Raw genomic sequence first — 23,506 nt, forward strand, 5'->3', positions numbered from 1 at the left:
GCTTAAACTGAGCGCATTCAAACAGCCCGCCCGCCTGACGTGACCCCAGCGGCATCCACAAACTCGACGCACCGCTGGGCCGATCTGCATGCGCAGTTCGAGCGCGTCTGGGGCCTGCTGCTACGCGAGCCGCAAGAAGCGCACGATCTGGCTTTGGGGCTGGAACGTGCCGGCCGCATGGCGGGCGATCCACATACCCTGCTACTCGGCAAGCTTCTGCTGCTGACGATCCGCGCGCGCATGGCGCACGATCCGGTTGCCGTGGTCGCCGAGGCGCAACGCATCCGGGCGAGCCTCGCCGCGCAGGGCGATCTGCGCAATGCCCTGCGTTGCGTCGTGACCGAGGCCAACGCGCTGGCCGATCTGGAACGCCGGGCGGAGGCGCTGGCGCTGATCCGCGAGGCGCTACCCGCTGCTCGCGAACTGCTCGATCCGGCCGATCTTGGGCGCCTGCTGAATTCCTGCGGCGCCATCGAGGTGGACGAGGGGCGCCATGTCGAAGCCGTTACCGCTTGGTACGAGGCGCTTGAGCTGCTGAATGGCATTCCGCCGACCGCCGTGCTGGCGATGGTGATGCTCAACGTCGGCGTGATGTATGTGCGCTTTGGCAACTTTGCGGCGGCCGAACCCCACCTGCGCGACGCACTCAGCCTGGTCGAGGAGCAATCCCTGTTGGGCATGACCAACATCTGCGCCGGCAACCTTGCGTACGACCTTATCCAGCTCGGTCGCGCCGACGAGGCATCGCGCTTCATGGAGGCGCTCGCGCCGCGGGTGGAGCGCGACTACGACCTGCGTGAGTACGCCTTCTTCCAGATCGTGCGCGCCGAGGCCAGATCGGCGATTGGCCAGACGGATGCCGCCCGCGAATGTCTCGATGAAGTCGTCGGGCTCGGTACAAGCGCGATCGATCTGCAGAACGCGCTCTATTTGCGCATCGCCGCGATGCGCTTGCTGCGTCGCGAGGGGCGGTTCGACGAGGCCCGGGAAGCGCTGTTCAGGGCCGAGGCGGAACCCATGCACATCGACGACCCGATCTACGAGCTGCAGCTGCTGCTCGAAGCGGCCGAGATCATGCATGGCTGTGGTGATGACCGTGCCGCTTTCCGTTATGCGCGCCAGCATCACATGTATTCGATCGAGATGGACCGCGAGTTCCAGCGGGCCGATTTCCTATCTCTGCACACCCGCTACGAGGTGCGCAAGACCATCGTCGACCGTGACTTCGAGGTGCGGCGGCGTGAAGAAACCGAGCTCGCGCGGCTCGAAATTGAAGCGCTGAACGCGGCGCTGGCGGCCCGCGTGCAGGAGATCGAACGCCTTCAGGGCGAACTACGCGAACAAGCGATCCGCGATCCGCTCACCGGCACGTACAACCGACGTTTTCTGCAGGAGCTGCTGCCAACCGAAATCGCGCGCTGCGTGCGCGAGAGCAGGCCACTGAGTCTGTGCCTTGTCGATGCAGACCACTTCAAGCAGATCAATGATCAGTTTGGACATGCGCAAGGTGATCGCGTGTTGTGCGCGCTGGCTGCCGCGCTGACGACGCTGCCGGTTGACGGCCTCGTCGTCGCCCGTTTTGGCGGCGAGGAGTTCTGCGTGGTGATGCCGGACTGCGACGCGCTCACAGCTGCACAACTGTTGGACCAACTTCGTGCGGCATTCGGCTCGCGTTCGCCCTTGCCGGAGCAGAGTGGCGCGCTACGCGTGAGCTTCTCGGGCGGCGTCGCACCGTTAAGCGACTGGATTCACCAGCACCCGCGCGCGGTCGACCGCTGGATTGCGACCGCCGATGAGGCGCTGTACCGCGCCAAACAAAGCGGGCGAAACCGCATCGCGATCGCGGCCGGACAGCCGCAGGATGATTGATTCGAAGGATCGCATGCAGCACACCCCCTTGCCGCGTGGTCTGGAACAACTCGCCTCGATAGAAGGCGACTGGCGGACCATCGCGGAACACCTTTGGCGCGCGCGTCTTGGCTGGCCACAGACGGTACGGCGCCTCGCATTGCCGATCCGTGAGCGCACGGTGCGACGTGGTGCGGCCGTAGACACCGCCCGGATCGATCTGGTGCTGCTCTCGCTCGAGCAGTTCGATCGCCAAGCCGTGCGCCAGCAGACGGCCTATGCGCACAACCTCGCCGGCGTTTTCGAGCTTGCTGGCGACGAGGCTTGGCTGACACTGGCGCGCCTGCATGCCGCGCGCGACCTGTTACTCGCAGATGACGCTGCGGCGGAGTCCGCGATGCGCGAATGGATCGACGGATGCGGACGACGCGCGGCGCTGCACGATCAAGCCTGGGCGCAATCCGCCCTCGGCGGTCTGCTGATCAGCAAGGGGCAGGAGGAGGATGGATTCCGCTTGCGCTACGGCAGCATCGAGTTGCTAAGACGGGTGGAGCCCGCGCCGGAACTGGTGTTCACGCTGATGAACCTCGGTGTCACGCATCTGCGCTTTGGCAACTTGCGCAGCGCTGAGGCGCTGTTGTCGGAGGCCTGGGCGGTGACACAACAGCTCGGCATGCAGGAGCGCTACTACCTCGTAGCGAGCAACGTCGCGGCCGCAGCGATTGAGCTAGGCGCGGCGCCGCGCGCACTGGAAACACTCTCGCCCCTGGTCGATCTGGCCGATGTCGGCAATGACCGGCTGCATTACCAGTTGATGATGGCCGACGCGCTGCGCGAACTGGGCCGGCTCGGCGAATCGCGCGAATGGCTCGATGCCGTGATGCGCGCGATGGAATCCAGCGCGACAGCCCAACTTGTTCCGCAGATTCATCTATCCAGCCTGTCGCTGCTGCGCGCCGAGGGGCGACTTGACGAAGCGCTCGCAGAGCTCCGCTGCCTGGAAGCCGATCCGCCGGCATTCGTTACGCACACTCACGCGCTACGCTTGTTTTCCGAAGCAGCCTCGCTGTTCGCGGACCGCGAGGAATGGGATCTGGCTTACGAGTATGAGCGGCGTCATCGCGACCGCTATGTCGCGCTGCAGAAGGTTGCTGCCCGCGCCGAGCGCCTGTCGCTGCAGGCCCGTTACGAGCTGTATCGCAACCAGGTCGAGCGCGACTTCGAGCGGCGCAAGCGCGAAGCGGCTGAAACCGCCCACGCAACGGTACAGGCACTCAACCAGAGCCTCTCGCAGCGTCTGGATGAAATCCAGGTACTGCAGGCCGCGTTGCAGGAGCAGGTGATCACCGATCCGCTCACCGGCCTCTACAACCGGCGTTTCCTCGCCGAAGTGCTACCACGCGAGATCGAGCGCGCTTCCCGCGACGGGCATCCGGTAGCCGTCGCGCTGATCGATCTGGACGCCTTCAAGCGAGTGAACGACCTGCACGGCCATGCGGTGGGTGACGAAGTGCTGCGGCGGCTTGCCACGCTGCTGCGAGAAAACACGCGCGGCACGGATTACTGTTGCCGCTTTGGTGGCGAAGAATTCTGCGTGCTGCTGACAGGGTTGGATGCGGAAGCAGCGGCGATCCGGATTCGGGGCATTCTCGAATCGTTCGCCGAACTTTTCTTTGAGCTCTCGACGGGTGAGGTCTTGAAGGGTTTGAGCTATTCAGCCGGTATTGCAGCATATCCGGCGCACTCGCCCGATGCAGATACCGTTCTTGCGTTGGCCGATGCAGCCTTGCTGAGAGCAAAACGCGCCGGCAAGCGGCGCGTTTACCAGAGCGAACCCAGCCTCGACAGGCCGGGCGAGCCAGCCTGATCAAGGCCTGCCAGCGGTCACTTGCCCTTGCGGGTAGCCGCCTGAGTAGTCGCCGAGAGGGCGTCCATCGACACCTTGGCGATCTGTTCATACATGCCGCGTGCGGCGTCGAAGGCGTTCTGCGCCACCGCCATCGCATCCGTCGGGTTGAAGCCGGCGCCTTTGAATGCTTGCTGCATGGCATCTGTGAGGTCGGTGCCGCCAGTCAACTGCTGACCAACGATCTTACCGAATTCGGCCTGTGCGCTCGCCGTCATGCCGGCGATTTCGCGGGTCACGCCGAGCATGCGCTCAGCCGTCTTCTGCGCCAGGCGTGAACGTACCTGCAGCGCTTCGGCAGGGTCGGTGACGCTGCTGGCGTCCGTGGCGTTGGCGAGCCCGTCTTCGAACAGCTCACGTGCGAGGTTCACCTGCAACTCGATGATCTTGCGGGCATTCTCGAACGACATCTGCGCCATCTTGGCTGCGAGCTCGAGATTGCGCTGATGGATGGCCTGCATGCCGGCGTCGGCTTTGTTGCTCATAGTGTCTCCCGTTTTGGTTGGCATTACTTCTTTAACCATAGCAGCTTGATTGCTGCACTGCAAAATATGACGGCGGCCGGTTGATAGTCGTCAAGCGATGAATGAGGCCGGTTGAAATGCCGGCAGACCTCCCCAATGTTCGCTTCAATGAAACAGGGAGGAATGCCACCATGCGTTTCGACAAGCTAACGACCAAATTCCAGTCCGCCCTCGCGGATGCCCAGAGCATCGCGGTGGGTAACGACAATCCGACCATCGAGCCGCAACACCTGCTGTTGGCGCTGCTGAACCAGGACGACGGCAGCACGGTATCACTGCTGCAGCGTGCCGGTGCCAACGTGCCGCCCTTGAAGCGGGCACTGGAGCAGTCGCTCGATCGCATCGCCAAACAGCAGGGTGCGGGTGGTGAAGTGCAGATTGGGCGCGACCTTGGCAACTTGCTTAACCTCACCGACAAGGAAGCGCAAAAGCGCGGTGACCAGTTCATCGCCAGCGAGATGTTCCTGCTCGCGCTGACCGAGGACAAAGGTGAAGCGGGGCGCCTTGCGAAGGAGCACGGCCTGCAGCGCAAGCCGTTGGAGAACGCCATCGAAGCAGTGCGTGGCGGTGCCAGCGTTGGCAGTGCGGATGCCGAGGCGCAACGCGAATCGTTGAAGAAGTACTGCCTGGACCTGACCGAGCGGGCGCGTAGCGGCAAACTGGACCCGGTGATCGGCCGCGACGACGAGATCCGCCGCGCGATCCAGATCCTGCAGCGCCGTACGAAGAACAACCCGGTGCTGATCGGTGAACCGGGCGTCGGCAAAACGGCCATCGTCGAGGGCCTCGCGCAGCGCATCGTGAATGACGAAGTACCGGAAACCCTGAAGGGCAAGCGCGTGTTGTCGCTCGACATGGCCGCGCTGCTCGCCGGTGCAAAGTACCGCGGCGAGTTCGAGGAACGCCTGAAGGCGGTGCTCAACGACATCGCGAAGGAAGAGGGCCGCATCATCGTCTTCATCGACGAGATCCACACCATGGTGGGCGCGGGCAAGGCCGAAGGCGCGATCGACGCCGGCAACATGCTCAAACCCGCGCTGGCTCGCGGCGAACTGCACTGCATCGGCGCCACCACGCTGGACGAGTACCGCAAGTACATCGAGAAGGATGCGGCACTTGAGCGGCGCTTCCAGAAGGTTCTGGTCGACGAGCCGACGGTTGAATCCACCATCGCGATCCTTCGTGGCTTGCAGGAGAAATACGAGCTGCACCACGGTGTCGACATCACCGACCCGGCGATCGTCGCGGCGGCGGAATTGAGCCACCGTTACATCACCGACCGCTTCCTGCCGGATAAGGCGATCGACCTGATCGACGAGGCCGCAGCGCGCATCAAGATGGAAATCGACTCCAAACCGGAGGCGATGGACAAGCTTGACCGCAGGCTGATCCAGCTAAAGATTGAACGCGAGGCGATGAAGAAGGAGAAGGACGAAGCCTCGCAGCGTCGCCTGGGCCTGATCGAAGAGGAAATCGCACGGCTTGAGAAGGAATACGCCGACCTCGACGAGATCTGGAAAGCCGAGAAGGCACAAGTAGCCGGCAGCCAGCACATCAAGGAAGCGATCGACAAATTGCGCGTGCAGATGGATGAAGCCAAACGCAAAGGCGATTGGCAGAAGATGAGCGAGCTTCAGTACGGCGAGCTGCCCAAGCTCGAAGCGCAGCTGAAGGCGGCGGAAGGCAAGGAGGGCGATACCAAGCCGAACAAACTGCTGCGCACCCAGGTGGGTGCCGAAGAGATCGCTGAAGTGGTGTCGCGCGCAACCGGCATCCCGGTCGCCAAGATGATGCAGGGCGAGCGCGAGAAGTTGCTGAAAATGGAGGAGAAGCTGCACGAGCGCGTGATCGGGCAGGACGAGGCGGTGCAACGGGTGTCGGATGCCATTCGCCGCTCGCGTGCCGGCCTGTCGGAAGAAAACCGCCCGTATGGCTCCTTCCTGTTCCTCGGCCCGACGGGCGTGGGCAAGACCGAGCTGTGCAAGACGCTCGCCGGCTTCCTGTTCGACAGCGAGGAGCACCTGATCCGCATCGACATGAGCGAGTTCATGGAGAAGCACTCGGTCGCGCGTCTTATCGGCGCGCCGCCGGGATACGTTGGCTACGAGGAAGGCGGCTACCTGACCGAACAGGTGCGTCGCAAGCCGTACTCGGTGATCCTGTTCGACGAGGTTGAAAAGGCGCACCCGGACGTCTTCAACGTGCTGCTGCAGGTGCTGGACGACGGCCGCATGACCGACGGCCAGGGCCGCACGGTGGACTTCAAGAACACCGTGATCGTGATGACCTCCAACCTCGGTAGCCAGATGATCCAGGCGATGGCGGGGCAGACCTACGAGGCGGTGAAGGACGCGGTGATGCAGGAGGTGAAGACCTACTTCCGGCCGGAATTCATTAACCGGATCGATGAGGTGGTGGTCTTTCACGCGCTGGCCGACACGCACATCCGCTCGATCGCCAAGATCCAGTTGGCGTATCTGGAGAAACGCCTCGCGCGGCTGGAAATCGGTTTGACGGCCTCGGATGCGGCGCTGGACGAAGTCGCGAAGGCGGGCTTCGATCCGGTGTTCGGCGCCCGACCGCTCAAGCGCGCGATCCAGGAGCACATCGAGAACCCACTCGCGAAACTGATCCTAGAGGGCAAGTTCGGTGCGAAGGATACGGTTGTCGTCGATGCCGAGGGCGGTACCATTACGTTCCGCAAACCCAGCTGAGCGTCAATCCAGCGTGGCTTTAACAAAAAGGCCCGGAGTCTTCCGGGCCTTTTCTGTTCAGGCTCCCAACAGGGGCAGTATGCCGTCGAGGCCGCTGAAATCCAGCGCGTAGCTTGCTTTGGCGCGCACTACGGGCTTCGCTCGGAATGCAAAGGAGAGTTCTGCCACGCCGAACATATCGAGGTCGTTTGCGCCGTCGCCGGCAGCAATGGTTGCCGTGGGGGCGATGCCGTACTCGTCGCGCAAGGTTTCCAGCGCGTTGCGTTTTGCGCCCGCGTCGACGATCGCGCCGCGCACGCGACCCGTGAGTTTGCCGTCTTGCTCTTCGAGGCGATTCGCAAACGTGTGGTCGAAGCCGAGGCGTTCTTTCAAGCGATCGGTGAAGAAGGTGAAGCCGCCGGACACCAGTACTGTGCGTAGCCCGGCCGCTTTGAGCCGGCGCATCAGCTGCTCAGCACCCGGGTTGAGCGCGAGGCGCTCGGTATACACACGGTCTAGCGCACTTACTTCCAGGCCGGCAAGCAGCGCCACGCGGCGCGTGAGGGACTCCGAGAAGTCCAACTCGCCGCGCATGGCTGCTTCCGTGATCTCCGACACCTGGGGCTTCACGCCGATCATGTCTGCGATCTCGTCGATGCACTCGATCGTGATCAGCGTCGAATCCATATCGGTGACAAAGAGACCGAAATCGCCGAGCTTGCGTCCGGCGGGTACCCAGCCGAAATCGAGCTGCGCCGCGACGCACTGCTCGGCGAGTTCGTCATGGGGCTGTGCGCCTACGAGGCGAAAGGCAGCCGGATGAATCTGCTCGATCGCGGACGCGCCGGTGAGGCGGGCGATGGACTTCAGGGCAGGGGTCGATACTTCCGGCCCCTGCAGAATCAGGATGTCGCTCACCCGCGGCCTCGTGCAGCGATGACCGGCGCCAGCACCTCGTGCGCGTGGCGCAGCATCTCCTCGGTAGTCTCCCAGCTCACGCAGGCGTCGGTGACCGAGCAGCCGTAGCGCAGTTCGGACAAATCCTTCGGGATCGGTTGGTTGCCGGCTTCGATGAAGCTCTCGATCATCACGCCGATGATCGAGCTGTTGCCCTCGCGGATCTGATGCACCACGTCGCGCAGCACCAGCGGCTGGTACTCGGGTTTCTTCCAGGAATTGGCGTGTGAGCAGTCGACCATCAGGTTCTGCCGCAGCCCGCTCTTGGCGAGCGCCTGCTCGGCGAGCTTCACCGAAACGCTGTCGTAGTTCGGGCGACCACCGCCACCACGCAGCACGACGTGCCCGTACTTGTTGCCGCCGGTACGGATGATCGAAGCCTCGCCGCGATCGTTCATGCCCAGGAAGCTATGCGCCGCCGCGGCCGACAGGATGCCGTTGATCGCCGCATCGAGCGAGCCATCGGTGCCGTTCTTGAAGCCGACCGGTGTCGACAGGCCCGAAGCCATCTCGCGGTGCGTCTGGGATTCGGAGGTGCGGGCGCCGATCGCAGTCCAGCTCACGAGGTCGCCGTAGTACTGCGGGGCGATCGGGTCGAGCGCTTCGGTGGCGGCCGGCAGTCCGATCTCCGCGACGTCGCGCAGGAAGTGGCGGCCGCGTTCCATGCCCTCGACGATGCGGAAGGAGTCGTCCAGATGCGGGTCGTTGATGAAGCCTTTCCAGCCTGTCGTGGTGCGCGGCTTTTCGAAGTACACCCGCATCACGATGTAGAGGGTATCCGAGAGCTCATCAGCCAGCGCCTTCAGGCGTTTCGCGTAGTCCAGCCCGGCGATCGGATCGTGGATGGAGCACGGGCCGACAACGACGATCAGACGCGGATCCTGGCGGTCGAGGATGCGGCCAAGCACCGTACGGCCTTGCACCACGGTTGCTGCGGCAGCTTCGGTAAGCGGGACGTGCGCCTTGATTTCGGCCGGCGACGGCATCGGGTCGAGCCCGAGCACATTGAGGTTTTCGGTTTGGGCGATCATCTCGCTCTCCTGCTAAAAACTGCGGAGGCGAGATTTTACGCGATCCGGCGCGCGACCTCTCGCGCCGGCAGGATCGCCCGCGTTATTCGCGGGCGGAACAGCGGGGGACGATCAGACGCGCGGCTTGGCAGAAGCTGAGAATTGCGCGAGCAATTCGTCGATCTGCTGGTCCTTGTGCGTCCACATGTCGACGATCCACGCCTGGATTCGGGCGCGGTAGGCGGCGTCACGTTCGTAGTCGCCGTCAAGGAGATCTCGCGGGATTTCGAGCGAGCGCACCCGCACGATGATTTCGCGTACACGTCCGGAGAGGATGTCCCAGAACGTCGGCACGCCTTGCGGATACACGATCGTTACGTCGAGCAGCGCGTCGAAGATGTCGCCCATCGTCCCCAGCGCCGTGGCGATACCACCCACGCGCGGCTTGAGCAGGTGTTTGAAGGTCGAGCGCTGCGTACGGTGCTTTTCGCGCGTGAATCGGGTGCCTTCAAGGAAATTCATCACCGAAGTGGGGATCAGACGGAAGCGTTCGCAGGCCTTGCGCGTCGTTGCCAGATCGGTCTTGCCGCGGCTCATGCCACCCTTGCGCTGCATGAAGGGGAAGTCCAAAGCCCACCATGCAAGGCCGATCACCGGCACATAGATCAGCTCGCGCTTGAGGAAGAACTTAAGGAAGGGGATCCGCCCCAGGAAGATCTTTTGCAGCACGAGGATGTCGACCCAGCTCTGGTGGTTGCTGCTGACCAGATACCAGCCACGCGGGTTGAGCGTATCAACGCCCTCCACATCCCAGCGAATCGGCTGAGCCGCGCTGATCCATCCGCCGTTGATGCGCACCCAGGTGGCCGCGAGCGCATTGAGGATACGGTCGCAAAAACGCCGTACGCCGGCGGTGCGAAGCGCCGCTTTCAGCAGTGCGAACGGGATCATTGCCGAGAAAACGATCAGCGTGTTGAGGGCAACGATCAGGCTGGTAATGCACCCTTTGATGAGGCCAACGATGTGTTGGGCGGGTGAGGGCTTGGGGAGTTGGAGTTGTCGCGTCATAGGCGACAGATTTTAAAGTATGCGGGGCCAACTCGGGTTGATAGCTGCGCAATCGCAGCACTGAATCACCGCGCCGCGTTCTCGCAGCCCTCACTTCATGTGCTTGCAGCAGCGGGCTCGCTGGCCGCAGGGCGTGGGGTGTCGAAGAAGTAGGCCACCCGCTTGCGCGGCGAAAGGTAGTCGAAAATTGTCTTCGGCAACTGGCCTGGCCGCAGGGTGCGCGCGATCTGGATCTCAGGTTCCTGCTCAAGGCTTAGGATGATCGCGTCGTCCTTGGGAATCGCAGCATCGTAGACGAGTACATCCGGCTTCAACGGGCGGCTGGAATTGACCGACACAACCAGGCCAAATGCGTCATTGTTCAGCACCACGATCGTGCCTGGCGGATAGACCCCCAGACACCGGATGAAGGTGTTCAGCGGCGCAGCCTCGAAGCGGTTGCGGTACTGCGCGTACATGAGCGCCAGCGCCTCATGAGGCGTCATCGCCCGTTGCGGGTTTGCCGGGTTGCACAAGTTGTCGTAGGTGTTGGCGATGGCAACGATCTTCGCCAGCAGCGTGATCCGTTCGCCCGTTGCTCCACGCGGATAGCCGCTGCCATCGACGTGCTCGTGATGTTGCGCAACGACTGCGAGCACATCGGGCGTCAGGCCGATACGCGCACCGATCTTGCTGCCGAATACAACGTGTTCGCGCAGCAGCAGGTTCTCAGCGTGGGTCAGCGGCTCCTGTTTGAGCAGCACCTTGGGGGGCACGTCGAGCTTGCCGATGTCGTGGAAGAAAGCGCCAAGGCCAAGCGATACCAGCTCGTCGCGCGCCATGCCTTGCTCACGCGCCAGCATCAATGACAGCACGGCAACGTTCAACGAATGGACGTAGACGTCTTCGCCGCCGATGCGGTCGGCCATCAGGTTGACCGCCATGTCACCGTCCGCCAGTAACTTGTCTACCAAGGAGCCGACCAGCACTGTGGTCTCTTCCTTGGCCCATTCCGGTTTGTTGATGACGTTCTGGGCGACGAGCTTGACCGTGTGCGTGACGCGCATGAAGTCGCGCTCGCAACGCGCAAAAAGATCACGTCGCGCTCTAAGACGTGCCGCACGATCGCGCTTGGCCTGTATCGCAGGGTCCTCGCCAACGGGGGCGACAGCACGCTGGTCGGCGCTAGGCACGGCGTCCGTGTCCCCAACAGCCTCTGCCTCGACGATGGTGCTTACCGTTGGGACGAGCGCGGGCGCGGGCTCGGCGTCGCTGCGCTCTGGCGAATAACGAATGCGCGCCAGTTTCAGTGCGCGTATCTGGGCAATCTGCCCGTCGTTGCGGATCTTGAACGACGAGAACGAGAAGGGGTGATCCATCCACGACAGGTCGAGATGGATGTAGAGCCCGATCCGCAGCTGGTCAGGGTGGATGTAGTGGGCTTCAGTGGGTCCCGACATGACGGCCAAATTGTCCTCCTGCCGCAGTCAACGGCCGTGCGGCCGCCGGCTTGAGAGGAGAACGGCAGAGCAGGCGATGGATGGTGCGGTGGCTGCCTTGGCAATTCACGCCCGCAGCCCCCGGTTCGCGCTGGCTACGTCAGGCTTCGCGGCGCCGAACTTCAACGGCCTGATACACGCCCCCAAAGTAGGTGGTCTTGTGCCAGGTGAAGGCCTCGGCGTTGCTGGCAAAGTCGCGGATCTCGCGGCGCCACATCGCATAGGCGAACGGTTCGAGGTAGTGATTGACCAGCCGCAGCAGCCACCCCACCGGCTGCCAGAGGGCAGGGCGGTGATAGTCGACGAAGAACACTGTTCCGCCCGGCGCAACGCGACTGAGCATGCGATCGACCACGGCATGCTTGAGTGCGTCCGGAACCTCGTGCAGCAGGAAGAAACTGCAGACCAGATCGTAGTCCGCATTGCCCGCCCAGGTGGAGGCATCGTGCTCGGTGACATGCGCTTGCGGCACCCCGGCAAGTTTGCCGCGGGCCTGTGAGATCTGGATCGGCGTGACGTCGGTCAGGTCGAAGTGACCCTCTGCCCCGACGCGTTGCGCAACCTGTTTTACGAGGTCGCCGTACACATGAGCGACCTGCCATACGCGCATGCCGGGCTTGATCCGCTTCAGGTAAGCACGCATCAGACGGCCTGCATTACCGAAGAGAAGGGTGCTGACAACTGCATTGCGGTCGAGGAAGCGCACCCAGCGCGGATTCACATAGGCCCAGTCATAGACTTCCGTCATGTAGTCGGGCAGGCCCGCTTCGGGCGCGCGGGCCGCAGGGGCTCGCTGTGTTGCGATGGCTTCGTTGGTCATCGTTTTTCGCCGGCTGTTTCTGGGAGTTCGCAGGTTAGCACCGCTCGTTCCGAGTCCGCTTGCGCCATGGCAAACGCTGCCCCCCAGCGTTGCGGCCACAACAAAGGCCGCATTTGCGAATGCGCAAAGAAGCCTGTCTCAGCAGCAGACCCCGGTGCGTCGGCACGCGAGTGGCCCTTGCTTAGTGCCGCTCCCTGTTGATCAACCAAACAAGGGCTAGCCCGCCAGCGCCTTCAGCACGTCGCGGATGCGAGCGACGCGATCCTTCAGCGTTTCGGAGGCGATGGTCACCGTGAGCTTGTCCTGCCCGGCGAGCTTGTAGTGCCGATGTTTCTGGATCAACTGGATGATACGGATCGGCTCGATCGGCGGATTTGGCACGAACTGCAGGTTGATGCGCGACTCCGACGCGTCGATCTTGATGATGCCCAGCGGCCGCGCCGCGATGCGCAGGCGGTGGGTATCGAGCAAGGTCTGCGTTTGCGCCGGCATTTCACCGAAGCGGTCGATCAGTTCTTCCTGGATCGCCAGCAGGTCATCGTTGCTGTCTGCGTTGGCCATGCGCTTGTAGAGCGTCAGACGTTCGCCGATGTCGCTGCAGTAGTCGCTCGGCAGCAAGGCCGGTGCGTGTAGGTTAATCTCGGAGGTCACATCCAGCGGTTGCGCGAGATCCGGCTCCTTGCCAGATTGAAGATCCTTCACCGCGCGCTTGAGCATTTCGCTGTAGAGCGAGAAACCGATCTGCTGGATCTCGCCGCTCTGGTTTTCGCCCAACACCTCGCCGGCGCCGCGGATCTCCAGGTCGTGCATCGCGAGGTAGAAGCCCGAGCCGAGCTCTTCCATCATCGAGATCGCCTCGAGGCGTTTCTGTGCCTGCGGCGTTGGCTTGGCGTGCGGGTCGGTCAACAGGTAGGCGTAGGCCTGGTGGTGCGAGCGCCCGACGCGGCCGCGCAACTGGTGCAGTTGCGCCAGGCCAAAGCGGTCTGCGCGGTGGATGATGATGGTGTTTGCGGTCGGGATGTTGATGCCGGTCTCGATGATCGTCGTGCACAGCAGCAGGTTGGCGCGCTGGGTCGTGAAGTCCCGCATCACGCGTTCGAGCTCACGCTCCGGCAACTGGCCGTGGCCCACGACAATGCGTGCTTCGGGCAGCATCTCGGCGAGTTGCTGGCGCACGTTTTCAATCGTTTCGACCTCGTTGTGCAGGAAATACACCTGGCCACCGCGCTTGAACTCGCGCAACACCGCTTCCCGCACCACGCCCTTGGAGTGTTTCTGCACGAAGGTCTTGATCGCAAGGCGCTTCTGCGGAGCCGTTGCGATTACCGAGAACTCGCGCAATCCTTCCATCGCCAAGCCCAGGGTGCGGGGGATGGGGGTAGCGGTCAGCGTGAGGATGTCGACTTCCGCACGAAGGGTCTTCAGCGCCTCCTTCTGCCGCACACCGAAGCGGTGTTCCTCATCGATGATCACCAGACCGAGGCGCTTGAATTCGACGTCTTTCTGCAACAGCCGGTGCGTGCCGATCAGGATGTCGACCTTACCTTCGGACAACAACTTCAGCGCATCCGCCTGTTCCTTGGCGCTGCGGAAGCGCGAAAGCTCCGCAATCTTCACCGGCCAGTCGGCGAAGCGATCGGCGAAGGTCTGATAGTGCTGTTCGGTGAGCAGGGTGGTCGGCGCGAGTACCGCAACCTGCTTGCCGTCGGCCACCGCGATGAACGCGGCGCGCAGCGCGACTTCAGTCTTGCCGAACCCGACGTCGCCGCAGACCAGGCGATCCATCGGGCGGCCCGAGCGCATGTCGGCAACCACCGCCTCGATGGCGGCAAGCTGATCCGGGGTTTCCTCAAAGCCGAAACCTTCGGCGAACGCCTCCAGATCGTGCTGCTTGAAATCGAAACGGTGCCCTTCGCGTGCCGCGCGCTTGGCGTAGAGCGCCAGCAGCTCGGCAGCGGTATCGCGCACTTGTTGCGCCGCCTTGCGTTTGGCTTTGTCCCACTGGCCGCTGCCGAGCCGGTGCAGATCCACGTTTTCGGGGTCTGCGCCCGCATAGCGGCTGATCACATGCAGCTGCGATACGGGTACATACAGCTTGTCGCCGCCGTTGTACTCGAGATCGAGAAACTCGGTCTCGCCCTCGCCGAGATCCAGGTGTACCAGGCCAAGGTAGCGGCCGATGCCATGCGAGACGTGTACCACCGGGTCGCCGACACGCAGTTCGGACAAGTCCCGCAGCCAACCTTCCATCGTGGCGGCTTTGCGGTTGTCGCGCCGGGAACGGGTGCGTGCCTGGGTGGCGTAGAGCTCCGCCTCGGTCACGATCGCAATCTTGGCTTGCGGCAACACAAAGCCGCTCGCGATCGGGCCATGCAAGACGCTGAGCGGTGCGTCGCCGGCAACGAAGGCGGCAAGGTCGGCCGACGCACTCGCCGCCACGCCGTACTCGCCAAAGTAGTCGAGCAGGGTTTGCTGGCGACCCGCGGACTCGGCGACCACCAGCACTCGACCGGCGAACCCGCCGATAAAGCCTTTGAGCCGATGCAGGGGGTCTGCGGCGCGGCGCTCGACCGCCAACTCGGGCAGTGCCGCCGAGGCTTCGCCGGCCCCTTTGTCTCCGATCACGATGCGTGGGCGCTCACCGGTGGCGGAGAAGAACTGCTCGGCAGAGAGGAATAGTTGCGCCGGCGGCAACAGCGGCCGGGCCGGGTCGCCCGCCATCAGCTTGTAGCGGCTGTTGGTCTCGCGCCAGAAGTCGTCGAACGCGGCGGGCACGTTGCCATGCAGCGTCAGCGCCGCGTTGGCCGGAAGGTAATCGAGCACCGTTGCCGTCTGCTCGTAGAAAAGCGGCAGGTAGTACTCGATCCCTGCCGGCGCCAGACCGTTCGACACGTCCTTGTAGATCGGGCTGCGCGACGGATCACCCTCAAAGACTTCGCGAAAGCGCGCGCGGAACGCGGTGCGGCCCTTTTCGTCGAGCGGAAACTCGCGTGCCGGCAACAGGCGGATTTCCTTGGTCGGGTAGACCGTGCGCTGAGAATCGGGGTCGAAGGTGCGGATCGTGTCGACGTCTTCATCGAACAGCTCGATCCGGAAGGGCAGCTGTGAGCCCATCGGGAACAGATCGATCAGCCCGCCGCGTACCGAGAATTCGCCGGGCCGCACCACCTGCGTCACATGCTCGTAGCCGGCCACGACCATTTGCGCGCGCAGCGCGTCGGCATCGAGCCGATCGCCTTGTTTGATGAAGAAGGTGTGCGCGGCGAGGAAGGAGGGCGGGCAGAGCCGGTAGAGCGCGGTGGAGGCGGGCACCAACGTGATGTCCGCGTCGCCGCGCTGGATCGCGTAGAGCGTTGCCAAGCGTTCCGACACCAGATCCTGGTGCGGCGAGAAGGCGTCGTACGGCAGCGTTTCCCAGTCCGGCAGCAGATGCACGCGCAGGCCGGGCGCAAACCACGCGATTTCGTCACGCAGACGCTGCGCGTCGAGGGGGTTGGCGGTGATGACTGCCAGCGCTTGCTTGCTGGCAAGTTGCGCAAGCGCCAGCGCGTCGGCGGAGCCATGCAGGCGTGGCAGATCGATGCGGCGGCCGGCGGCCGGAATAGGGCTGGCGTCGATCGCCTGCAGGCGAAGCGGGAGCGGCTGGGTCATGGGGGCGGGGCGTATGAGCGAGGCGCGGAATTATACGCGCCGCCCCGTTGGATAACGCCTCGGCCGGATTGCTGACGCGCGTTCAGGCTCGTGCGGCGATCAGGCTGCCCGTGATCGCCGAAAAGGCTTCTTCCGCCGCCTTGTAGGCCTTGATGGCACTGGCCGAAGCGCTGCTGACCCCAGCGGATTTGTCTTGCGCTTGCTGGGCCGCCTGTGCGATCTCGCCCTGCGCCTTCGTGCCCAGTCGCCCAGCCTGCGCTGCGACGCTGTAGTCCTGCGGCGAGGGGTCGGCGGGTGCCATGGCCGCGTTGCGGATCTGCTCGGCCTTGCGCACCGTCTCCTGTGGCGTGCGCGCTTCGGAGACGTCGATCGACACATCGCCGCCCACGGCATAACGCTGGCCGTCTGGTCCGGTTTCGTACTTGAAATTGACGCCGCCGCGGATCAGGTTGCCGCCGGCCGAAACATGCGCCTGCTCGTGCGCTCGGACTTCCTGGTCGCGCTTTTTGAGCTTCTCGACCTGCTTCTTCTGCTCTTCGCTCAGCTCGCCGCTGGTGCCGGATGCCGCGTTTTGCGCGCGAGAAGCCCCCTGCGTCGTGGCGGACGCAAAGGTACGCGCGACGAAACTGGCATCCACTCCGCCGATCATTCCGGGCCTCCAGCTCTCAGCCTAGAACGTGGCGTCGCGGATGGCGAGGGTACGACTCCGCTTGTGGTGCCTTGGCAGCTAGCCGTTGCTGGCCAGGTCGAGTGTGGCGGGGCGCCAGCGCTCCACCCACTGCATCGAGGCGCGCGCGGCTTCGTCAAGCGTGCCGGGCTCGATGAAACGCTCGCTTGCGCGCTCGATTTCCAGCCAGGACTTCTCGCTTTCGAGCAACTGGTAGGCGTGCGCAGCGGGTTCGCGGGTTGGGTCTTCGGTGCCGCCCGCGATGGCGAGCAAAGGCACGCGATTGCGGCGAAGCGGCGCTGCACCAGCCAAATCCATTCGACCTGCTCGGCAGACCAGCGCAAAGGGCTGCGGGTCAGTCGCGGCCGCAGCCTTGATCGCGGCGGCGCCGCATGTGCCGTTTGCGCTGATTGCAAGCCCGAGTCGCCCGAGCTGGGGTTGGTGCTGCGCCCACTCGATCACCTGGCTCAGGCGCTCGGTGAGTTTCGGCACATCGAATCGCGCATCCGGATCGCGTTTTTCTTCGTAGGCCGTGAGCCCGTCGACTAGCAGCGTGGCGTAGCCGGCCTTGCGAAAGACTTCCGAAAACACGAACTCGCGGCTGTCCGTTCGCGCGATCGGCGCCGCAGCAAAGCAGATCAGCAGCGCCTTCGCGTCCGGAATATGTGACAGCAGCGCCGTCAGCCACGCGCTTCTGGCGGGGATGCTCAGTTCAGTGGTGCGGTGGATGAAGCCGGACATGGATGCCGCAAACCTTCCTTTATTGCCAACGGCGCACGCTTTGCCGGCACCGGACCTCAGCCTGGGGAGGCGCCCAGGTGGACCGGGATGCGTCGCGCACCGAACGGTTTTTCAAACTTGCCGAAATGCCCCGCCAGTCGGGCGCCGCAGGCATTACAGCAGCCGTGTTCGTCGAGTTGGTACAGATGGATGTTGTACCAGTCACGAACGATTAACGGCACGCCACAGGCGGAACAATAGGTCGTTCCGCCCTCACTGTCGTGAACGTTGCCGGTATAGACGTGGTGCAGCCCGGCATCGCGGGCAATGCGGCGCGCCATTGTCAGCGTGGCGGGCGGTGTTGGCGGTTTGTCGGTGAGCTTGAAATCGGGGTGAAAGGCCGTGAAATGAAGCGGTACGTCAGGCCCCAACTCACGCTGGATCCAGGCCGCCATGTCCTTGATTTCGCTCGGGCTGTCGTTCGCGCCAGGAATCAACAGCGCGGTGATTTCGACCCACACCTTCGATTCGTGGTGCAGCCAGACGAGGGTGTCCAGCACTGGTGCGAGATGCGCACCGGTCAGGCGTACATAAAAATCGTCGCTGAAAGCTTTCAGGTCGACATTGGCGGCATCGATGCCGGCGTAGAACTCGGCCCGCGCAGCGGGCGATATGTAGCCGGCCGTCACGGCAACGGTGTGCACGCCCCTGGCACGGCAGGCGGTGGCGGTATCGATTGCGTACTCGGCGAATATCACCGGGTCGTTGTAGGTGAAGGCCACGCTCGCGGCGCCGTAGTGACGCGCTGCTTGGGCGATCTGCTCGGGCGCGGCGGCGTCCATCAGCCTATCCATGTCGCGCGACTTCGAGATATCCCAGTTCTGGCAAAACTTGCAGGCGAGGTTGCAGCCGGCTGTGCCGAACGACAGCACGCTGCTGCCCGGGTAGAAATGGTTGAGCGGTTTCTTCTCGATCGGGTCGATGCAGAAGCCGGAACTGCGCCCGTAAGTCGATAGCAGCATCGCGTCACCACGGCGTTCGCGGACGAAGCAGGCGCCGCGCTGATCTGCGTGTAGCTTGCATTCACGCGGGCACAGATCGCACTGAATGCGGCCGTCGTCGAGCCAGTGCCACCAGCGGGCCGGGTAGTCAGCTGGCACGCCGGGCGCTTCACGCATCATGGAATTTCTCGACCTGATAGCGGCCGACGTGCATTGTCTCGGGCCAATGCTCCAGCCGCATGCCGGCCTTGCGCCGAAGCTCGGTGAGGAACTGTGAAGGCTCCGGCAGCGATTCCCACACCTGCGGCAGGAAGGTCGCCCGGTGAGCGCCATATTCGAGGATCACGCCATCGACACCGGGGCGAATCCACGCTACGGCATCCGCTTCCGTCGCACAGATGCGCCATTCGGTGGCGCCGAGTACGGATACCTCGACCTGCAGATCCGGCCATTCCGAGGCCCCGACCGGCGGAAAGCGCGGGTCACGGAAGGCTGCGGCAGCCGCGTTCGCAGCAATGTCGTCGCCGAGTGGGCGCTGCGCGGTCAGCGAACCGATGCAGCCGCGCAAGCGACCGAAATGGGTCAGAGTCACAAACGCCGCGCCCGGTTGATGCAGGGCCGGCACATCGGCAGGTTGGGCGCTCTGAACACCAAGCCGGCTTGCGATGGCATGGCGCGCATGGGCAACCAGCAGCGGTCCGTTTTCAGTGAGCATTTCGTTCCCCTTCAAACAGCGCGACCGCGCAGTAACCGACTACGCGCGCGCGGTCACCTGCGGTGTCGCCCGAGCTGCATTGATCGAGCAGCTGGGTCCGCATGGTGTGGTGGGCCGCGGTCTGCAGCAGGCCGTTGAGCGGATAGGCACCGCAGGCCTGTTCTGGCTCGATGTCCGATTCCAGATCCAGAATGCGGCGCACGGTGTCGCGGTCCAGCTCCTGCGCTTCGCGATAGCCGTGGTAGTGAGAAAGGTCGGTGCTGAGTACGAACAGCGTCTCCGGCCCACCCCAGAGTTGCTCGACAACACTCGCTACGGTTTGCGCGTCCGCCTTGCCGACGGCGAGTGGTACGAGCTTGAAATGTTCCAGCACTGCTTGAAGGAACGGTAGCTGGACCTCCAGGCTGTGCTCGGCGGCGTGCGCCGCGTCATACACGCATACGCCCGGCATCGCCCGGATACTGGCCAGCGCGTCCTGATCCACCGGTACAACACCGAATGGGGTAGCGAACGCGTCGCACGCCGGCAGTGCGATGCCATGCAAAGGCACGCGGTGGGTCGGCCCGAGGATCACCACACGCGAGATCTGGCCCGCCCAGGGCTTGAGGCTGGCGAAGGCGTGCGCCGCGGTGCGCCCAGAGTACATATAGCCCGCGTGCGGCACGATCAGCGCCTTGGGGCAGCTGCCCGGCTGCGGCGCACTGTTGCGGGCGAACAACTGCTCCAGCATGGCGTCGAGCTCTCGCGGATCACCAGGGTAGAAGAATCCTGCGACCGCGGGGGGGCGGATGCTCGCTGACGCCATGACGACTCCCGAGTGGGCCGGAGGGCGGCCCTTGCGCTTCAATTATAGGAAGCGGACCGCGCGCTACTGCGCTGTGTGCATCAGCGCCAACGCGAGCGTCATGCCGCCGCCTACGAGACCCATGCCGATCGCGACTGGCCGCGCCAATTCCCGTCCGCCAACCACCAACGCCGTACTCGTCTTGAAGATGAGGTTGGCAAGGGCGGCCAGCGCGATTGCCGTGGCTGCAGCATTCGGCGCCAGTTTTCCCGCGGCCTGAAGTTGCAGGCTCGACAGCGAGATCGCATCGACGTCGGTCAGACCCGAAGCCAGCGCCACCGCGTACAGCCCGCGGGTGCCCACGCTCTCGGTCAACCAGGTCGAGATCAGCAGCACGCCGCCGTACAGCGCCGCAAAGCCGATCGCAACGCGTACTTCGGTCGGGTTGCGCGTTTGGGGCAGCGGCAAGCTGCCAGGGCTTGCCGCGGTACCCCAGGCGCTGAGCAGATAGAACATGCCCGGCACCAGGCCCGCGGCCATCAGCAGCGCAACGGGCGACAAGGCTGCCGGCGCAACAACAGCGGCGAACAGGCTCAGCCGTACCAGCATGACCAGATTCGCGATCAGGATCACCCGCCCGGCGGTGCTCGCAAAGCGCGCATCACCGCGCGCATGCCGTGCAAAGATCAGCGTTGTTGCGGTTGAAGAGACGAGCCCACCGGCAAAGCCCAGCAGCAGGGTTCCATAGCGGTCGCCGAAGAGGCGCAAACCCGCATAGCCGGCTAGGCTGACACCCGAAATCAGCACCACCATCCACCAGATCTGGTGGGGGTTGAGCGCGCCGTAGGGGCCGAATCCCTTGTCGGGCAGCACCGGCAGCACCACGAGACTCAAGGTGGCGAACTGCAGCATCGAGATCCACTCGGCGTGCGTCAGCTTGCTGGCGATGCCCGACAGCTCGGTCTTGAAGTAGAGCAGGGCGGTGATCAGCACCGCGAGGATCACCGCCAGCGGCGTTTGCCCAAGCCACACCAGTACGCCGAGCAAGTAGCACGCGAGTAGCGCCACGACGGAGGTCGTACCCGAGTCCGCCGGGTTGGGATGACGAAGATGGGCGGCGATGATCATCACCGCAACGGACAGAAGGCTCGCGCCAATCAGCCAAGGACTTGCAAGCTGCTGAGCCACCAGCGCAGACAGCGCGCCAAGCAGCGCAACCAGCGTGAAGGTACGAACGCCCGCTTGGGCAGAAGTATTCCGCTCGCGCTCCAAGCCGATCAGAAAACCGATCCCGCCGCTCACGATCAGGGGCTGCAAGCTGGCCAGTACGGGCGTCTGGGTGAAATCCATGACGTGCTCCTCCCTCTGATGCGCAGCATACGGCGGCGACGATGCCAGCGCACGCCAAGCTAGAATTCGCCGATGACCCTCATCAATACCAACCCGTGCTTCCACGCGCTGATTCCTGCCGCCGGCAGTGGTTCGCGTATGGGTAGCGAGCTCCCGAAGCAATACATTGATCTGCTCGGCCGGCCGGTGATCCGGCACACGCTGGATGCTTTGCTGGCAGTCGAGTCCCTGAGCCGTATCTGGGTCGTTCTTGCGCCTGACGACATCCACTGGCCGCGCTACAAATGGCCCGCTGATTCCCGCATCACGGTGCTGCACTGCGGGGGCGCGACACGTGCCGAGAGCGTCGCAAATGCCTTGCAGGAAGTAGCTCTGCACGCGGACGCGCAGACCTGGATGCTGGTGCATGATGCTGCGCGGGCCTGTGTGTCGCCCCGTCTCGTCGCCAGGATGATCGAAACGCTGGCGGATGATCCGGTCGGTGGCTTGCTCGCCGTGCCGGTCGCCGACACCCTCAAGCGTGCTGGCGATGACGGCCGTGTCGCGCAGACGATTCCACGTGCCGGCATGTGGCAGGCGCAAACGCCTCAGATGTTCCGCCTTGCGATGCTGCGCGATGCGCTCGCGGCGCACCCCGAAGTCACAGACGAGGCGGGCGCGATCGAGGCCTGCGGGCTTAGCCCGAGGTTGATCGCCTCGGATGCAACCAATTTCAAAGTCACCTTTCCCGACGATCTTGCAATGGCGGCGCGCCTGCTCGGCAGCGCTGCGGAGTCCACAAAATGATCCCTTTCCGCGTTGGCCAAGGTTTCGATGTGCACGCGCTCGTGCCCGGTCGCAAACTCATCATTGGCGGTGTTGATATTCCGTTTGATCGCGGCCTGCTCGGCCACTCCGATGCTGACGTGCTGCTGCATGCCATTACCGACGCCGTGCTTGGTGCGGCTGGCCTTGGCGATATCGGGCGCCATTTTCCCGATACGGACGAGCGTTTCGCGGGGGCAGACAGCAGGGTGTTGCTACGTGCCGCGGTGGCATCGGTTCATGCTGCCGGCTGGCGTATCGGCAACCTCGACGCCACCGTGATCGCGCAGGCGCCGAAGATTCTTCCGCATGTGCCCGCCATGGTTGCCAACATTGCTGCTGACCTCGGCGTAGCGCCGGATGCGGTTAACCTGAAAGGCAAGACAACCGAGCGCCTTGGCTTCACCGGGCGTGGCGAAGGGATTGCGGCGGAAGCGGTCGCGCTGCTAATCCGCAATGGCGCCTGAACGGCCGCCTCGCTACTTCTTTGCACTCTGGCCGAGTGCGTCGGCGGCCGGCGCGCTCGCCAACGCGCGCGATGCGGCCGCACGTAACTGTGGCGGCCGCGCGATGCCGACCGACTCCCTGCATTGCACGCTGGTCTTCCTCGGCGAACAAGACGACGCAGCGCTGTCCCGCACCATGGCCGTCGCGGATGGGCTGTGCAGCCCCCCCATTCGATCTCTGCTTTGATCGGCTTGAGTACTGGCCGCACAACCGTATCGTCTGGGCGGGCGCGTCCGCCGCCCCGCCAGCGCTTATGCAGATCGCAGCGCGATTGCACAGCGGACTGGTATCGGCGGGGCTCGGGCTTTTGTCTGGCATGACGATGCCCCACATCACGCTGTTGCGTAACGCCCGCACCCCAGCCCCGTTGCCGCCGCTTGCAGCTGCGGCCTGGCGATGCGGTGAATTCGTGCTGGCCCGATCGGCAAAAAAAGAGGCGAGCAGTTCGCGCTATGAGGTGATTGCGCGTTGGCCGCTCGCCGGGGGAGGGGAGTGAGGGCTTATCTCAGGGACACAGACAATCGCCCAGCTTTCCGCAAAGATCGGCCGGCGTGTTCTTGGTGTAGTCCTTCTCAAGGCGCCCGCTGACCTTCATCTCGGTTGGCGAATCGAGCTCCGCATTCAGCAGGCCCATGAAGGTCGGCGGCGCGACGAGCACGGCGCGCGAGAAGCGGTTGTGATTGCGTCCACTCCTTAGTTCGCCCGCCAGACGATGTGCAAACCCACGCGCGCGGTTTCGTCGAAGGTCTCCTGGGCCATGCCACGCACTTCGGTCCATGCCGCCAATCGACAGGTCCTCGACCAGGCCATCGGTCTCCGGCTCGATCTGTTTGACCAGGGTCAACCCCTTGTTAGGCCCCTGATTCTCGTAAAGCGCGGCGGAACGGGCGTTGGCGACGAGCACCCAAGTAATCGACATATCCATCCTCCTCATGCGTTTGCCTCGTGCCGAATGGCACGAAATTTCAGACTAGACGCTTGTTTGAAGGAGGAAAAGGTGCTC

The 23,506-nt window shown here is 63.9% G+C and carries 20 protein-coding genes; 6 read left to right on the forward strand and 14 right to left on the reverse strand.

The window, feature by feature from the left end:
* Window positions 1-39: 39 nt before the first annotated feature.
* On the forward strand, window positions 40-1,869 hold the full coding sequence (locus tag ACE3P0_RS06020) for a diguanylate cyclase (RefSeq protein WP_374400872.1): 1,830 nt from the start codon (window positions 40-42) through the stop codon (window positions 1,867-1,869).
* Window positions 1,862-3,715, forward strand: coding sequence for a diguanylate cyclase (locus ACE3P0_RS06025; RefSeq protein WP_374400874.1), 1,854 nt, complete (start codon window positions 1,862-1,864; stop codon window positions 3,713-3,715). Before ACE3P0_RS06020 ends, ACE3P0_RS06025 begins: the two co-directional genes overlap by 8 nt.
* A 17-nt stretch (window positions 3,716-3,732) precedes the next feature.
* On the opposite strand, the gene ACE3P0_RS06030 is transcribed toward ACE3P0_RS06025, so the two are convergent.
* Window positions 3,733-4,239, reverse strand: a complete 507-nt coding sequence (locus ACE3P0_RS06030; RefSeq protein WP_374400876.1) for a phasin family protein — start codon at window positions 4,237-4,239, stop codon at window positions 3,733-3,735.
* Window positions 4,240-4,409: 170 nt separating this feature from the next.
* On the opposite strand from ACE3P0_RS06030, the gene clpB reads away from it, so the two are divergent.
* A complete protein-coding gene (gene clpB / locus ACE3P0_RS06035) occupies window positions 4,410-6,992 on the forward strand; it encodes an ATP-dependent chaperone ClpB (RefSeq protein ID WP_374400878.1) in 2,583 nt (860 codons plus the stop codon).
* Window positions 6,993-7,049: 57 nt separating this feature from the next.
* Here clpB and serB read toward each other — a convergent pair whose 3' ends face one another.
* From serB to ACE3P0_RS06095, 12 genes are all read right to left on the reverse strand, one after another.
* Window positions 7,050-7,889, reverse strand: coding sequence for a phosphoserine phosphatase SerB (serB, locus tag ACE3P0_RS06040; protein WP_374400880.1), 840 nt, complete (start codon window positions 7,887-7,889; stop codon window positions 7,050-7,052).
* Window positions 7,886-8,959, reverse strand: a complete 1,074-nt coding sequence (locus ACE3P0_RS06045; protein ID WP_374400882.1) for a 3-deoxy-7-phosphoheptulonate synthase — start codon at window positions 8,957-8,959, stop codon at window positions 7,886-7,888. The genes serB and ACE3P0_RS06045 overlap by 4 nt, the downstream gene beginning before the upstream one ends.
* A gap of 111 nt (window positions 8,960-9,070) precedes the next feature.
* Window positions 9,071-10,006 (reverse strand): acyltransferase, encoded by a 936-nt coding sequence (locus ACE3P0_RS06050; RefSeq protein ID WP_374400884.1) that lies wholly within the window; start codon window positions 10,004-10,006, stop codon window positions 9,071-9,073.
* 95 nt (window positions 10,007-10,101) lie between these two features.
* Window positions 10,102-11,445 carry an HD domain-containing phosphohydrolase gene (locus ACE3P0_RS06055; protein WP_374400886.1) on the reverse strand — a complete coding sequence of 448 codons (1,344 nt, stop codon included), beginning with the start codon at window positions 11,443-11,445 and terminating at the stop codon, window positions 10,102-10,104.
* Window positions 11,446-11,584: 139 nt separating this feature from the next.
* Window positions 11,585-12,304, reverse strand: coding sequence for a rhodoquinone biosynthesis methyltransferase RquA (gene rquA / locus ACE3P0_RS06060; RefSeq protein ID WP_374400888.1), 720 nt, complete (start codon window positions 12,302-12,304; stop codon window positions 11,585-11,587).
* A gap of 216 nt (window positions 12,305-12,520) precedes the next feature.
* Entirely contained in the window at window positions 12,521-15,955 is a 3,435-nt protein-coding gene (mfd, locus tag ACE3P0_RS06065) for a transcription-repair coupling factor (protein WP_374400890.1), read from the reverse strand.
* An 82-nt stretch (window positions 15,956-16,037) separates the two neighbouring features.
* A complete protein-coding gene (locus tag ACE3P0_RS06070; protein ID WP_374400892.1) occupies window positions 16,038-16,604 on the reverse strand; it encodes a putative metalloprotease CJM1_0395 family protein in 567 nt (188 codons plus the stop codon).
* Window positions 16,605-16,682: 78 nt separating this feature from the next.
* A complete protein-coding gene (locus tag ACE3P0_RS06075) occupies window positions 16,683-17,363 on the reverse strand; it encodes a hypothetical protein (protein WP_374400894.1) in 681 nt (226 codons plus the stop codon).
* A gap of 56 nt (window positions 17,364-17,419) precedes the next feature.
* Window positions 17,420-18,520: an AmmeMemoRadiSam system radical SAM enzyme gene (gene amrS, locus ACE3P0_RS06080; protein ID WP_374400965.1), complete on the reverse strand. Its 1,101-nt coding sequence runs from the start codon at window positions 18,518-18,520 to the stop codon at window positions 17,420-17,422.
* Window positions 18,513-19,058, reverse strand: a complete 546-nt coding sequence (gene amrA, locus ACE3P0_RS06085; protein ID WP_374400896.1) for an AmmeMemoRadiSam system protein A — start codon at window positions 19,056-19,058, stop codon at window positions 18,513-18,515. Before amrA ends, amrS begins: the two co-directional genes overlap by 8 nt.
* Window positions 19,048-19,863, reverse strand: coding sequence for an AmmeMemoRadiSam system protein B (amrB, locus tag ACE3P0_RS06090; RefSeq protein WP_374400897.1), 816 nt, complete (start codon window positions 19,861-19,863; stop codon window positions 19,048-19,050). The genes amrA and amrB overlap by 11 nt, the downstream gene beginning before the upstream one ends.
* Before the next feature lie 63 nt (window positions 19,864-19,926).
* The gene (locus tag ACE3P0_RS06095) at window positions 19,927-21,192 is read right to left on the reverse strand and encodes an MgtC/SapB family protein (RefSeq protein WP_374400899.1); all 1,266 of its coding nucleotides are present in this window, start codon (window positions 21,190-21,192) and stop codon (window positions 19,927-19,929) included.
* 72 nt (window positions 21,193-21,264) lie between these two features.
* Between ACE3P0_RS06095 and ispD the strand changes: the two genes are divergently transcribed.
* From ispD to ACE3P0_RS06110, 3 genes are read left to right on the forward strand one after another with little or no spacing between them, the layout of a single operon-like run.
* Entirely contained in the window at window positions 21,265-21,978 is a 714-nt protein-coding gene (gene ispD / locus ACE3P0_RS06100; RefSeq protein ID WP_374400900.1) for a 2-C-methyl-D-erythritol 4-phosphate cytidylyltransferase, read from the forward strand.
* The gene (gene ispF, locus ACE3P0_RS06105; RefSeq protein ID WP_374400901.1) at window positions 21,975-22,463 is read left to right on the forward strand and encodes a 2-C-methyl-D-erythritol 2,4-cyclodiphosphate synthase; all 489 of its coding nucleotides are present in this window, start codon (window positions 21,975-21,977) and stop codon (window positions 22,461-22,463) included. The genes ispD and ispF overlap by 4 nt, the downstream gene beginning before the upstream one ends.
* A complete protein-coding gene (locus ACE3P0_RS06110; RefSeq protein WP_374400903.1) occupies window positions 22,453-22,689 on the forward strand; it encodes a 2'-5' RNA ligase family protein in 237 nt (78 codons plus the stop codon). The genes ispF and ACE3P0_RS06110 overlap by 11 nt, the downstream gene beginning before the upstream one ends.
* 319 nt (window positions 22,690-23,008) lie before the next feature.
* Here the strand turns inward: ACE3P0_RS06110 and ACE3P0_RS06115 are convergent, their stop codons facing one another.
* Window positions 23,009-23,422, reverse strand: a complete 414-nt coding sequence (locus ACE3P0_RS06115; protein WP_374400905.1) for a host attachment protein — start codon at window positions 23,420-23,422, stop codon at window positions 23,009-23,011.
* Between the last annotated feature and the right edge of the window lie 84 nt (window positions 23,423-23,506).

It is taken from the genome of Niveibacterium sp. (genome assembly GCF_041909475.1).
GTDB lineage: Bacteria > Pseudomonadota > Gammaproteobacteria > Burkholderiales > Rhodocyclaceae > Niveibacterium.